Here is a 13,098-nt window from a genome sequence, read left to right as displayed (position 1 = left end):
CGAGACCGGGCTCCGCGTTCCGTCACGCGGTCGACGGGCCGCCCGCCCGCGGGACGACGGCAGGGACCTGGACATGGCAGTGACCGATCACGACGCGGCACCGGTCTCCACCGGGGTGACCGGCCTCGACCACATCCTGGCCGGCGGCTACGCGTCCCAGCGCTCGCACCTCATCGAGGGGCGGCCCGGATCCGGCAAGACGACACTGGCGATGCAGTTCCTCCTCGACGGCGTGAGGCGGGGCGAGCGCTGCCTGTACATCACGCTCTCGGAGAGCCGGCGCGAGCTCCTGAACGTCGCGGAGCGCCACGGCTGGTCCCTCGACGGCATCGAGATCTGTGAGCTCGTCGCGCCGGAACTCAGTCTCGATCCCGGGCAGCAGCAGAGCCTCGTCCACACGTCGGACCTCGAACTCGGCGAGACCGTCCGCTTGGCGATCGCCGAGATCGAGCGGCTCAAGCCGCAGCGCGTGGTGTTCGACAGCCTGTCGGAGATCCGGCTGCTCTCGCAGGGATCGCTGCGCTACCGCCGGCAGGTCCACGCCCTGCGCAGCTTCCTGCTCATCCAGAACACCACGGCGCTGCTCCTCGACGATCTCACCGCCGAGACGGACGACCTGAACCTCCACAGTCTCAGCCATGCCGTGGTCCGGCTGGAGCAGCTCGCGCCCCTGTACGGCGGCGCGCGGCGGCGCCTGCGGGTGATCAAGATGCGCGGCACGCCGTTCCGGGGCGGGTTCCACGACTACGTCATCCGGCGCGGCGGGCTCACGGTGTTCCCGCGCCTCGTCGCGGCCGAGCATCTCGGCACCTTCCCCGAGGACCAGTGCGGCACGGGCAGCCCCGAACTGGACAAGCTGCTCGGCGGCGGCCTCGACCGGGGCACCAGCACGATGCTGATCGGCCCGTCCGGCGTCGGCAAGTCCACGGTGGCGCTCACCTGCGTCACCGCGGCGATCGCCCGCGGCGAGCGGGTGCTGATCCTCAGCTTCGACGAGACCACCGGCGTCCTGCGTCGCCGGGCCCGCGGCCTCGCGATGCCGATCGACGACGCGATCAACGCCGGAGCGCTCCTCGTCGAGCAGATCGACCCGGCCGAGGTCTCGCCCGGCGAACTCGCCGACATCGTGCAGAACGCGGTCGAGCACCAGGGCGTGAAGACGGTCGTGATCGATTCCCTGACCGGCTATCACAACGCCATGCCGGAGGAGAATTACCTGCTCCTGCAGATGCACGAGCTGCTGACCTACCTGAACCAGCAGGGCGTCATCTCGCTCCTGGTCCTGGCCCAGCACGGGATGATCGGGGCGATGGGCGCGAATGTCGACCTGACGTATCTCAGCGACACGATCCTGCTGTTCCGCACCTTCGAGGCCGAGGGGCGGCTTCGGCGCGCGATCTCGGTCGTGAAGAAGCGCACCGGCAGCCACGAGGACACGATCCGCGAATTGCGGATCGACTCCGACGGGATCCGCGTTGGCGAACCGCTGAGTGCGTTCCGAGGAGTCATGACCGGCATTCCGACATTCGAAGGTGAGCGGTCGTCCCTCTTGCCCGCCCGCACGGCTGATGACCGAGGCTGAACCGCCGGTTCTCATCTTCACCCCGGGTGGCCGCGACGCCGTCGTCGCCGCGGCCATCCTCGGCGAGGGACGGATCGCGACGCAGATCTGCGACAGCCTCGCCGAGGTGGTCTCCCGGCTCGACACGGCCGCCTGCGCGGTCCTCACCGAGGAGGCGCTGCTGTCCTCGAACCGCCAGGCCCTGGCGGACTGGATCGCCGCGCAGCCGCCCTGGTCCGACTTCCCGTTCATCCTCCTGCGGCTGCGCGGCGCCGAGCCCGACGCGCAGCTGACCGACATGCTGGGCAACGTGAGCGTGCTGGAACGTCCGTTCCATCCGGCGACGCTGGTCATGGCCGCCCGCTCCGCCCATCGCGCCAAGCGCCGGCAGCTCGAGGCGCGGGCCCATCTCGAGGAGCGCGAGCGCACGACCGAGCGGCAGGCGCTCCTGATCCGCGAGCTGCATCACCGGGTGAAGAACACGCTGGCGACCGTGCAGGCGCTGCTCGGGGCCTCGGCGCGCTCCGCCACCAGCGTCGACGCGTTCTACGCGTCGTTCTCGGCGCGGGTGATCTCGCTGGCCAAGACCCACAATCTCCTGACCGAGGATTACTGGCAGCAGGCGCCCCTGCGCGACATGCTGATGAACGAGCTCGGCCCCTACAACGACGTCGAGGGCGCCCGCATCCAGCTGGAGGGCCCTCCGATCGACCTGATGGGCGACCTCGCGGTCCCGACCGGCATGGCCATCCACGAGCTGACGACCAACGCGGCCAAGCACGGCGCCCTGTCGGTTCCGGAGGGCCGGATCGCGATCCGGTGGGATATCGAGCAGACGCCGGCCGCCCGCATGCTGCACCTCGACTGGACCGAGCGGGGTGGTCCGGCCACGGCGGTGCCGACGCGGAAGGGCTTCGGCTCGACGCTGCTGCAGCGCGTCCTGAAGGTCCAGTGCCAGGCGGACATCGCCTTCGATTTCCAGCCGGCCGGGCTGCACTTCACCATGCGGGCGCCGCTGCCCGAGACGCGCGTCGTCCCGGCGTACTGAGGCCGTCAGGGTTCCGGACCCGACGCCGCGTCTGTCGCGGGGCGTGCGCTTTCACACAGAAGTGTCTTGCCTTCTGCGGTCCTGATCGAACTTATCGCAGGTGCGAGATTTAGGATGTCGCAGCACAGCGATACGTCTTGCGATGAATAGATTTGCTCCTCTCGTGGCGGCCGCACTGGCCTGGGCCGTGTTCGGTACCTGGGCCGAAGCCCGTCGCTCGTCTTTGCAGAAGGACATTCCGGCGCTCCGCCCGGGGATCGAGGCCGATCTGGCCGCGAGACACTGTCCGGCCGTCCGGATCGACACGGAGCGCTTCCGTCAATTCTCGCGCGAGAACCATCTGAATCACGCGGACTTCTTCACGAAGAAGCGCTCGGTCGCCCTGCAGCACGACCTCGACGCGGAGCTGGCGCAGCTCCGGCAGCGTCCCGAGGAGGCCTGCGCGCAGATGTGGACCAAGTACGGCGACGACGGCACCGTGCAGCACCTCCTCGTCCGCAAGTAGGCACACGCCTGCCGCTTTGGAGCCGCAGGGCGCGTCGTCGAGGACGGCGGTGACGACGGCGCTGACGACCGCGAAGGTGTCACCGCAGGCAGCGTTCCGGTCGCGCTGGATTCCCCCTCCGCCCCGGATCCCGGACTTGGCGATTCGGTTCCAGGTCCGCCCGCGCACCGAGAACACGCTTCTCCCGCCGGGCGCTCCGAGAGAATAAAACCCCGCCTCTCGCGCGGATGAACCGCCGGCACGCAAGATCTCGCGCCCGTTCTGCGCGGCGGTCGAGATGAAATTCCATATTTGTCGCCCGATTTCGGGGAGAACGTTTTTCCTTCACCGGCCAATTGGGAACGCCATTTCATTGACGGCGGAAGTCGCAGCCATCAATTCTAGCGGCCTGTTCGGATGTCCGGCCGCGCAACCTCCGTTCTTCGGGATCGGGGCGGTCCGTCATCCTGTCTCGCAGCAAGGCATCCGGAATGACACGACCGAGACTCGTCGGGCTGAGCGCCAACGTGCAGCGGCCCTCGAAGACCCGCACGCTGGTGGATGCCGTGCTCCGCGAGGCCAGCGCCCAGGCTCCCCTCGACGCGGAGATCCTCGACTTCGTCGATGCCGGGACCGGCCTCGGCGCCGCCTGGACACGCGACCAGCTCGCGCCGGCCGCGCGCGGCGTGCTCGCGGCCATCGAGGAGGCGGACGGGCTGGTCGTCGGCTCGCCGGTCTACAAGGGCGCCTATACCGGCCTGTTCAAGCACCTGTTCGACCTGGTCGATCCGGGGGCGCTCGCCGGTAAGCCCGTGGCGATCGTGGCCACGGGCGGCGGCGCGCGCCACGCCCTCGTGGTCGAGCACGCCTTCCGGCCGCTCTTCGGCTTCTTCGGGGCGCTCCAGATCCCGACCGCGGTCTACGCCTCCGATCCCGATTTCAGCGACGGCGCGCTGACCGAGGCCGGGGTGCGTGCCCGCGCCCGCGAGGCCGGCGGGCAGCTCGCCGCGCTGCTCGTGCACCGGGCGGCCGCAGNGCAGCGCCGCTCACCCTCGCCGCCGCCGAGTGAGCCGGCCGATGCTCGACCGTCGCGCCCTGCTGGCCGCCCTCGCGGCCCTGCCCCTCGCGCCCCCTCTCGCCCCGGTCGCCCGGGCTGCCGAGCCCGGCGTGCTGCGGATCGGCTACCAGAAGAACGGCATCCTGGTCGTCGCCAAGCAGCAGGGCCTGATCGAGAAGCGCCTGGAGCCCCTCGGGCACGCGGTGCGCTGGGTCGAGTTCTCCTTCGGGCCGCCGCTGCTGGAGGCCCTGTCGGTGGGCGGGATCGATCTCGGTCAGACCGGCGACGCGCCGCCGATCTTCGCCCAGGCCGCCCGGTCCGAGCTGGTCTACGCGGCCGCCCAGGAGGCCGGCGGCTCCGGCGCCGGGATCCTGCTGCCGAAGGGCTCGGAGATCCGCAGCCTCGCCGCGCTGAAGGGCAAGCGCGTCGCCTTCGCCAAGGCGTCGAGCTCCCACAACCTGACCATCGCGGCCCTGGAGAAGGCCGGCCTGAGCTACGCCGACATCGAGCCTGTGACGCTGGCTCCCGCGGACGCCGCGGCCGCCTTCGCCCGGGGCAGCATCGACGCCTGGACGATCTGGGACCCGTACTTCGCCATCGCCGAGCAGGGGGAGGGCGTGCGCGTGCTGGTGCGCGCGAGCGACGTCACCCCGCAGAACAACTTCTTCCTGGCGAGCCGGCCCTTCGCGGAGAGCCGGGCCCCGGTCCTCACCGCGGCGATCGACGCGCTGGGCGAGGTGGCGGCCTGGTGCACGCAGAACCGCGGCGCGGTCGCCGCGCTCCTGTCCCAGGGCACGGGCGTGCCGCTCTCCGCGACCCGGCGGGCGGTGGACCGGACCGACTACGTGATCGGCCCCATGACCGACCGCGTCGCCGCCGAGCAGCAGCGGATCGCCGACCGCTTCCACGCCCTGAAACTGATTCCCAAGCCGATCCGCATCGCCGACGCGGTCTGGACGCCCCCCGCCCGCAACGGCTGAGACCGACCGCAGAGAGCCATGACCGACCGATCGCCCCGCGCGCCGTCCCTGTCGCCCGCCAGCGGCCGCGCCCCGAACCGCCGCCATCTCCTGTCCGCCGGCCTCGGCCTCGCGGCGGTCGCGCTGCTGCGCCCGGCCCGCGCGGGCGGCAGCATCCGGATCGGCTACCAGAAATACGGGTCCCTCGTGCTGCTGAAGGGCCGCGGCACCCTGGAGAAGGCGCTTCAGCCTCTCGGCACTGCCGTCTCGTGGTCGGAATTCCCGTCCGGCCCGCCGCTCCTGGAGGCGCTGAATGCCGGGGCGATCGATTTCGGCTCGGCCGGCGAGGCGCCGCCGATCTTCGCCCAGGCCGCGAGCCCGGAGCTGCGCTACGTCGCCGCCGAGCCGCCGGCGCCGCGGGGTGAGGCGATCCTGGTGCCCAAGGACAGCCCGGTGCGCAGCGTCGCCGACCTGCGCGGCAAGACCGTCGCCCTCAACAAGGGATCGAACGTCCACTACCTGCTGGTGCGCGCCCTGGAGCAGGCGGGCGTGCCCTACGACGCGGTGAAACTCGCCTTCCTGGCGCCGGCCGACGCCAACGCCGCCTTCGTGCGCGGCTCGGTCGACGCCTGGGTGATCTGGGACCCGTTCCAGGCCGCCGCCGAGCGCGCCGCGGGCGCCCGGATCCTGGTCGACGGGCGCGGGGCCGACGGGCAGGCGCTCGCGCCCAACCGACAGTTCTACCTGTCCCGGCGCGGCTTCACCGACACGAGCCCCGCGGTCGTCTCGGCCGTGCTGAGGGCGATCGGGGAGATCGATGCCTGGGCCGAGGGCCATGCCGACGCCGTGGCGGCGGAACTCGCCCCCTCGGTGGGCATCCCCGCGCCGGTCCTCGCCGTGGCGCTCGGCCGCCTGTCCTACGGCGTCGCGCCCCTCGACGCGGACGCGATCGCCGACCAGCAGAAGGTCGCCGACGCCTTCCACGACCTCGGCCTCCTGCCGAAACCCGTCCGGGTCGCCGACGCGGTCTGGACGCCGCCCGGGACCACGGCCGCCGTCAAGTCCGAGACGCGGACGGAGAACCGCTGATGCGCCCCTCCAAGCTCGACCGCCTGCGCGACTCCGCGACCCCCTGGCTGCTGCCGGCCGCCATCCTGCTCGGATGGCAGGCCGCGGTCACGACCGGCCTCGTCTCGAACCGCTTCATGCCGGCGCCCCTCGACGTGGTCCGGGCCGGCTGGGAGGCCGGGCGGACCGGGGAGCTCTGGACCAATCTCGGCGTCAGCACGCTGCGGGCGCTGGCGGGCTTCGTGGTCGGCGGCGGCATCGGCTTCGCCCTCGGCCTCGCCAACGGCCTGTCACGGCTGTCGGAGCGGCTGACCGACACCTCGGTGCAGATGGTGCGCAACGTGCCCCACCTGTCGCTGATCCCGCTGGTGATCCTGTGGTTCGGCATCGGCGAGGAGGCCAAGCTGTTCCTCGTGGCGCTCGGCGTGTTCTTCCCGATCTACGCCAACACCCTGCACGGGATCCGCTCGGTGGATCCGGGCCTCGTGGAGATGGGTCGGGTCTACGGCATGTCCCGCACCGAGCTGTTCACCCGGGTGGTGCTGCCCGGCGCCCTGCCGTCGATCTTCGTGGGCCTGCGCTACGCGCTGGGCATCATGTGGCTCACGCTGATCGTCGCCGAGACGATCTCGGCCTCGTCGGGGCTCGGCTACATGGCCATGCAGGCCCGCGAGTTCATGCTGGTCGACGTCGTCGTGCTGGCGATCCTGATCTACGCGGCGCTGGGCAAGCTCGCCGACGCCCTGACCCGCCAGCTCGAGCGCGCCTGCCTCGCCTGGAACCCCGCCTACAGGAGCGCCTGATGCTGCTCGACGCCGTCCGCCGCGAGGCCCTTCCCGACCTCGGCCCCGATCCCCGGCCGGCCGCGAGTGCCGCGCCGGGGCGCGCCCTGGCGGAGCCCGTCGGCCGCGGGATCGCCGTCACCGTCCGCGACCTGCACAAGAGCTTCGACGGCAACGCCGTCATCGAGGGCCTGAACCTGTTCCTGCCGGCCGGCGGGTTCACCGCGGTGGTCGGCCGCTCCGGCTGCGGCAAGAGCACCCTGCTGCGCCTCATCCTCGGGCTCGAGACGCCCACCGGCGGCCGGGTCGATCTGGAGGGGTCGGAGCGCTCCCCCCGCCGGTCCGAGCCGCCGAAGCGGATCATGTTCCAGGAGCCGCGGCTGCTGCCCTGGGCGCGGGTCGTCGACAACGTGGCGGTCGGCCTGTCCGGGCACGGCACCCGGGCCGAGCGCCGGGAGCGGGCACTGGCGGCGCTCGCCGAGGTCGGCCTCGCCGACAAGGCCGGGCAGTGGCCCGCCACCCTGTCGGGCGGCCAGCGCCAGCGCGTGGCCCTGGCCCGGGCGCTGGTGAGCCGGCCGGGCCTGCTCGCCCTCGACGAGCCGCTGGGCGCCCTCGACGCCCTGACCCGGATCGGTATGCAGGACCTGATCGAGCGGATCTGGCGGGCGCAGGGGTTCACCGCGCTCCTCGTCACGCACGACGTCACCGAGGCCGTGGCGCTGGCCGACCGCATCCTCGTGGTCGAGGCCGGCCGGATCGCCCTCGACCTGCGGGTCGACGTGCCGCGGCCGCGCCGGCGCGGGGATCCGGACCTCGCCCGCCTCGAGGGCCGCATCCTCGATCACCTGCTCGGATCGCAGCCGACCGCCTGAACGCGGGGCCGCCGTTTCCCGGAAGCGGCGGCCCGCCCTAGCTCTCGACGATTACCGGATCCGCGCAGTCGGGTCCGGCTTTTCCGCATCCGGCCACCGGGCCGCACAGGAGATTCCGATGACAGCAGCCAATGACGGGCGCGCCGACGTCCTCTGGTTCCTGCCGACCCACGGCGACGGCCGCTATCTCGGCGCGCGGGAGGGGGCCCGGGACGTCTCGCTCAGCTATCTCCGGCAGATCGCGCAGGGGGCGGACGAGCTCGGCTACTACGGCGTGCTGCTGCCCACCGGGCGCTCCTGCGAGGATTCCTGGATCGTCGCCTCGGCGCTGGCGCCGCTGACCAAGCAGCTGCGCTTCCTCGTGGCGGTGCGGCCGGGCCTGATGGAGCCTTCCGCGGCGGCCCGCATGACCGCGACCCTCGACCGGATCTCGGACGGGCGCCTCCTGATCAACGTCGTCACCGGCGGCGACCCGGTGGAACTCGCCGGCGACGGCGTGTTCCTCTCCCACGACGAACGCTACGCCGTCACCGACGAGTTCCTGACGATCTGGCGCGGCCTGCTCGCGGGCGAGACCGTGACCTTCCAGGGCGCACACCTGCGCGCCGAGAACGGCCGGGTGATCTTCCCACCGGTGCAGAAGCCCTACCCGCCGCTCTATTTCGGCGGCTCGTCGGCGGCCGGCATGGCGGTCGCGGCCGAGCATTGCGACGTCTACCTGACCTGGGGCGAGCCCCCGGCCCAGGTCGCCGAGAAGATCGCCGCCGCCCGGCAGGCCGCCGAGGCGAAGGGCAAGACCTTCTCGTACGGGATCCGCCTGCACGTCATCGCCCGCGAGACCGAGGCCGCGGCGTGGGACGCCGCCGAAACCCTGATCTCGAAGCTCGACGACGCCACCATCGCCAAGGCCCAGGAGACCCTCAAGCGGCAGGATTCCGTCGGTCAGAGCCGCATGATGGCGCTCCACGGCGGCAACCGCGACAAGCTCGTGGTGGCGCCGAACCTCTGGGCCGGCGTCGGCCTCGTCCGCGGCGGCGCCGGGACGGCCCTGGTCGGCTCGGCCGACCAGGTCGCCGACCGGATGAAGGAGTATATCGATCTCGGGATCGACCGCTTCATCCTGTCGGGCTACCCGCACCTGGAGGAGGCCTACCGGTTCGCCGAGCTGGTCTTCCCGAAGCTGCCGCTGCGCGCCACCACCGGCCGGCCGGTCGGCAATGCCCGCAACGACGGCCCGTTCGGCGAGATCATCGCCAACGACCTCGTGCCGACCCGCCGCGTCGGCGCGCACTGACCGGCGGCGGCCCCGCCGGCACGGGGCATGGCTGATCTGCATTCGAACAGATCGGGCGTCATGGTCATGCCATCCTTGGCGCCCATCCGCACCGCCCATCGCCGCGCGACCCGGTCGCGCGGCCTGGACGAGCGAAGGATTTCGATGACTGCGACCAAGACGGCCCTCCTGGCCATCGGTCTGTGCCTCGGCCCGGCCGCGGCCTTTGCGGAGCAATCCCCGGCCCGGGAAGCGCTCAAGCAGTACTGCACCGGCGACTACATGGATTTCTGCAGCGCCTACGCGCCGGGCGGTCCGGAGGTCGAGGCCTGCTTCAAGGCCAATCTCAAGAAGCTCTCCCCGAACTGCTCGGCGGCGATCACCGCCTACAAGAAGGAGCAGCGGGCGACCAAGCGCGTCAGCGAGGCGCGCTGAGAGCAGAAAGCCCGACGCGTCCGCGGCCCCGGGCCGAAGCCGCCGCGGCGCGCTCGAGCCCCGCGCCGAAGGGGCACGAAGCCGGGCAGCCCGGAGCCGGCATCCCCGCAGGATCTCGGTGCCTCGGCCGGTCCCGATCCCGGGTGGCCGCTGCGCGGCCCCGGGGATGACGGTGTGAAACCGGCGCCCTGGCCTCCCTAAATAGCGTCTTGGACAACCCTCTGCCCGCACGGGCGCGGGAATCCGGCGCACCTGTCCTGGCCGATGCCGCCTCGCGACCGGACACGGAACCGGTTCTCCCGGACAATGCCGGCCGGCACCGCCCAGGCGCGACGGATCGGCCGATGCGCGGCGCGATCCACCGCAGCAATCCCCACGATGCTGCCGCGCCGAAGCGGCCTGCACGATAATTTAAGCCGGCACCTGCCATCCGATAAGAACTGGCGCGGCCAAGGTCAGGTCCTGCGATTCGGCGACGATCCGTGCGCGTGATTGCACGGGATCTGCCCCGGGATCTGCGCGGTCCGCCCCATCGGAATCTCGAGACGCGGGTGCCGTGCCGATGACGACGACCGACCTGACGACCGCCGGGACCGCATCCCCGGCCGGTGGCCGCGAGGCGATGCTGCGCGGGGCGCGCATCGTCGCGGCCGCGGCCGTCACCGTCATGGTGCTGCTGCTCGACCTCATCAGCTACTCCCAGCTCATCTTCTCGGGGCCGCTGGCGGAGAGCCGCGCGGCCGGCCTGTCGGCGCTGCTCGCGGCCTACGTCCTGGGCAGCCTCGTCTTCATCGCGCTCCGCCGGACCGCGCGGGTCTCGCTGTCCTTCATCGGCGCGGCCGCGATCGTGCAGGCGGCGATCGCCGCGGCGGTCGCCGGGCAGCTCGAGGCCGCGGGCATCACCGATCCCGAGACGGTCGGGCAGCTCGTCCTCGTGGCCTGCGGCGTCTCGACCTTCGCAACGGGCGTGATCTTCGCGCTGCTCGGCACCCTCCGAGCCTCCCTGCTGGTGCAGCTCCTGCCCTACCCGGTGCTCGCCGGCTTCCTCGGCGGCGTCGGGCTGCTGTTCCTGCGCAGCGGCGTGCAGATCGGCGGCCATGTCGACGACCCGCTCGCGGCGCTGCTCCGCGCCGTCGACCCGGCGAACCTCGATCCGGGCCGGATCGATGCCGGGGCGCTCGCCCGCATCGCCCTGACCCTCGTCATCGGCTTCTGCGCCTTCTACATGCCCCGGATCGTCCGGCACTGGGGGACCTACCCCGCGGTGATCCTGTCGAGCCTCGCGGTGGTCCATCTCGGGCTGGCCTGGACGGGCACCAGCGTCGCCGCCGGGCAGGCATCGGGATGGCTGATCGAGCCGCTGCCGACCGGCACGCTGCTGCGGCCGCCCGCCATCGGCAGCCTGATGGCCTTCGACCCGCACCTGCTCCTGCCGATCTGGCCCAAGATCGCCACCCTGGTCGTCGTGGCGGTGATCATCCAGATCCTCTACGTGGTGAGCGTCGAGCTGGAGATCCGGCGCGACCTCGACATCGACCGGATGTTCGTCGCCTCGGGCGCCACCAACCTGGTCGGCAGCGTGTTCGGCAGCTCCGCGATGGGCTTCGGCCGTACATCGACGCTCCTGCTGCACAATATCGGCGGCGGACACTGGCTCGGCTGGTGGCTGACCCTCGCGGTCATGGCGGCTCTGCTCATCGTCGGCGCGAGCCCCCTGGCGCTGCTGCCCCGCCCGCTGGCCGGCGGCGCCCTGATCGCCATCGGCATCGGGCTTCTGTTCAACCTCGGCGTCGCCAGCCGGACCCTTCCGGGCTGGGAGATCGCCATCGCGCTGGTCGTCTGCGCCGCCACCGCGTTCTTCGGGGCCACCACGGGCTTCCTCGTCGGCGTCCTGCTGGCGATCCTGATCTTCGGGGTCCAGTACGGGCAGATCGGCGCGATCCGCCGGTCGCTCTCCGGGGCGGAGCGGCGCAGCAGCGTCATCCGCGGTCCCGACGCGGCCGCGCGGCTCGAGGCGGCCGGCGGCCGGACCCGGATCTACACCCTGCAGGGCTACCTGTTCTTCCTCAACGCGCAGGCGATCTACCGCCGGGCCGCCGCGGAGGCCGGGGATCTGCGCGTCCTGATCCTGGATTTCCGCGAGACCGTGGGGCTCGACAGCTCGGCGCTGATCGCATTCCGCAAGGTCGGCCAGCTCGCGGAGCAGCGGCGCTTCGACGTGCTGCTGGTCCATCTCGATCCCGCGGCGCGCCTGCAGATCACCCGCAACGGGCTCGCCGCCGACCCGCGGGTCCGGATCCTCGACACGCTCGACGAGGCCCTGCGCGCCGCCGAGGCGACGCTGCTGGCGGAGGCCGGCGGCGCCGGCCCGGGGGAGGTCGCCCTGTTCGCCCGCCACATGGCCGACCGCCTGGGCAGCACGTTCGGGCCGGACGACTTCGCACCCTATCTGGCGGTCCGCGAACTCCCGGCGGGCGCGGCGCTGATGCGCCAGGGGGAGGCGGCCGACGCCCTCTACTTCCTGGAGCAGGGCCTCGTCTCCATCGAGATGGAGGTCCCCGGCCGCGGCAACCTGCGCCTGCGCACCACCACGGCCGGCACGGTGATCGGCGAGATCGCGCTGGTCCAAGGCGGGCGACGCACCGCCACCGCCGTCGCCGAGAGCGCCTGCCGGGTCGTCGGCATCGACCGCGCCGCCCTCGCCCGGATGGAGCGGGAGCGCCCGGACCTCGCGCTCGCCTTCCAGCGCTTCCTGATGCTGGAACTGGCCGGCAAGGTCTCCGACACGAACCGGCTGCTCGAGGCGGAGATGCAGTAGCGCGCCCGGCGGCGCCGCGGATCCAGGGCGGATCAGCCCGCCGCCAGCGCCACGGCGAGCCCGAGATGGGTGACGTGGTGCAGGAACTGGTCGATGCCGATCAGCCACCAGAACCGGGCATCCGTGGTCGGCAGGCGCGTCCGCTGGCCGACCAGCACCTTGCCGCGGTCGATCGCCGTGTGGATCGCGAAATCGACGAGCGCCAGCCACCACAGGGCCGGCTTCACCGCGAGCGCGATCAGCAGCGTGCCGAGGCCGTGCAGGCCGGCATGGGCGCAGAGGGGGCCGAGCCAAGCGGAGGACCGCTGCTTGCCCCGCGCCATCCAGTTGGTCTGCAAGAAGAAATCCGCCGCGAGGTGCTTCACGGCGAACGCGAAGACCAGCAGCGCGAAGGCACCCACCGGGACGAGCGTATCGACGGACGGCATCGCGGCCCTGGCTCTCCTGCCGCGATCCTGCGGGGAAGGGTTCGGATGCGCGCACCGCGCCCCGAATCGAGGAAGCGTCAGCATACACGCGCCGACGGACCCTGGCGCGGACCGAAACCCGGCGCGGCGGCCGGCCCGTTCGCGGACGCCGCACTGTAGAATTCAAAACTCAGTCCGATGTTTTGCCGCTCTCCACGGAGAAATCCGGAGCATCTCAGCTATTTCCGCTAGCAACGCGCTGATGCGGTAAGTTTTAATCATTCTAATCCGCGAAGATAGACGTTGTTGCACAGAACAGCCGCATGATAATCGT

At 71.8% G+C, this 13,098-nt stretch carries 11 protein-coding genes and 1 pseudogene; 11 read left to right on the top strand and 1 reads right to left on the bottom strand.

What is annotated here, in order from left to right; all coding sequences use genetic code 11:
* Positions 1 to 73: 73 nt before the first annotated feature.
* From MOTC310_RS09935 to MOTC310_RS09885, 11 genes and pseudogenes are all read left to right on the top strand, one after another.
* Positions 74 to 1,582, top strand: coding sequence for an ATPase domain-containing protein (locus MOTC310_RS09935; protein ID WP_331301646.1), 1,509 nt, complete (start codon positions 74 to 76; stop codon positions 1,580 to 1,582).
* Complete coding sequence (locus tag MOTC310_RS09930; protein WP_331291448.1) at positions 1,569 to 2,609, top strand: sensor histidine kinase; 1,041 nt, start codon at positions 1,569 to 1,571, stop codon at positions 2,607 to 2,609. The genes MOTC310_RS09935 and MOTC310_RS09930 overlap by 14 nt, the downstream gene beginning before the upstream one ends.
* A gap of 163 nt (positions 2,610 to 2,772) precedes the next feature.
* Positions 2,773 to 3,114, top strand: a complete 342-nt coding sequence (locus MOTC310_RS09925; RefSeq protein ID WP_331301645.1) for a hypothetical protein — start codon at positions 2,773 to 2,775, stop codon at positions 3,112 to 3,114.
* Positions 3,115 to 3,584: 470 nt separating this feature from the next.
* Positions 3,585 to 4,133, top strand: a pseudogene (gene msuE, locus MOTC310_RS09920) (FMN reductase); the annotation flags it as partial.
* A gap of 37 nt (positions 4,134 to 4,170) precedes the next feature.
* Positions 4,171 to 5,130 carry an aliphatic sulfonate ABC transporter substrate-binding protein gene (locus tag MOTC310_RS09915; protein ID WP_331301644.1) on the top strand — a complete coding sequence of 320 codons (960 nt, stop codon included), beginning with the start codon at positions 4,171 to 4,173 and terminating at the stop codon, positions 5,128 to 5,130.
* A gap of 18 nt (positions 5,131 to 5,148) precedes the next feature.
* A complete protein-coding gene (locus MOTC310_RS09910; protein ID WP_331301643.1) occupies positions 5,149 to 6,198 on the top strand; it encodes a sulfonate ABC transporter substrate-binding protein in 1,050 nt (349 codons plus the stop codon).
* Positions 6,198 to 6,980 carry an aliphatic sulfonate ABC transporter permease SsuC gene (gene ssuC / locus MOTC310_RS09905; RefSeq protein ID WP_331301642.1) on the top strand — a complete coding sequence of 261 codons (783 nt, stop codon included), beginning with the start codon at positions 6,198 to 6,200 and terminating at the stop codon, positions 6,978 to 6,980. The genes MOTC310_RS09910 and ssuC overlap by 1 nt, the downstream gene beginning before the upstream one ends.
* Positions 6,980 to 7,831 (top strand): ABC transporter ATP-binding protein, encoded by an 852-nt coding sequence (locus MOTC310_RS09900; protein WP_331301641.1) that lies wholly within the window; start codon positions 6,980 to 6,982, stop codon positions 7,829 to 7,831. Before ssuC ends, MOTC310_RS09900 begins: the two co-directional genes overlap by 1 nt.
* A gap of 118 nt (positions 7,832 to 7,949) precedes the next feature.
* A complete protein-coding gene (gene ssuD, locus MOTC310_RS09895) occupies positions 7,950 to 9,125 on the top strand; it encodes an FMNH2-dependent alkanesulfonate monooxygenase (protein WP_331301640.1) in 1,176 nt (391 codons plus the stop codon).
* Positions 9,126 to 9,269: 144 nt separating this feature from the next.
* Positions 9,270 to 9,539, top strand: coding sequence for a hypothetical protein (locus MOTC310_RS09890; protein ID WP_331291454.1), 270 nt, complete (start codon positions 9,270 to 9,272; stop codon positions 9,537 to 9,539).
* A gap of 562 nt (positions 9,540 to 10,101) precedes the next feature.
* On the top strand, positions 10,102 to 12,357 hold the full coding sequence (locus MOTC310_RS09885; RefSeq protein WP_331301639.1) for an SLC26A/SulP transporter family protein: 2,256 nt from the start codon (positions 10,102 to 10,104) through the stop codon (positions 12,355 to 12,357).
* Positions 12,358 to 12,389: 32 nt separating this feature from the next.
* Here MOTC310_RS09885 and MOTC310_RS09880 read toward each other — a convergent pair whose 3' ends face one another.
* Complete coding sequence (locus tag MOTC310_RS09880; RefSeq protein WP_331291456.1) at positions 12,390 to 12,785, bottom strand: DUF3307 domain-containing protein; 396 nt, start codon at positions 12,783 to 12,785, stop codon at positions 12,390 to 12,392.
* Between the last annotated feature and the right edge of the window lie 313 nt (positions 12,786 to 13,098).

The organism is Methylobacterium oryzae (assembly GCF_036441375.1).
Taxonomy (GTDB): domain Bacteria; phylum Pseudomonadota; class Alphaproteobacteria; order Rhizobiales; family Beijerinckiaceae; genus Methylobacterium; species Methylobacterium oryzae_A.
The sequence above is the reverse complement of the archived record's forward strand: the minus strand, read 5'-3'. Positions and strand labels throughout refer to the sequence as shown.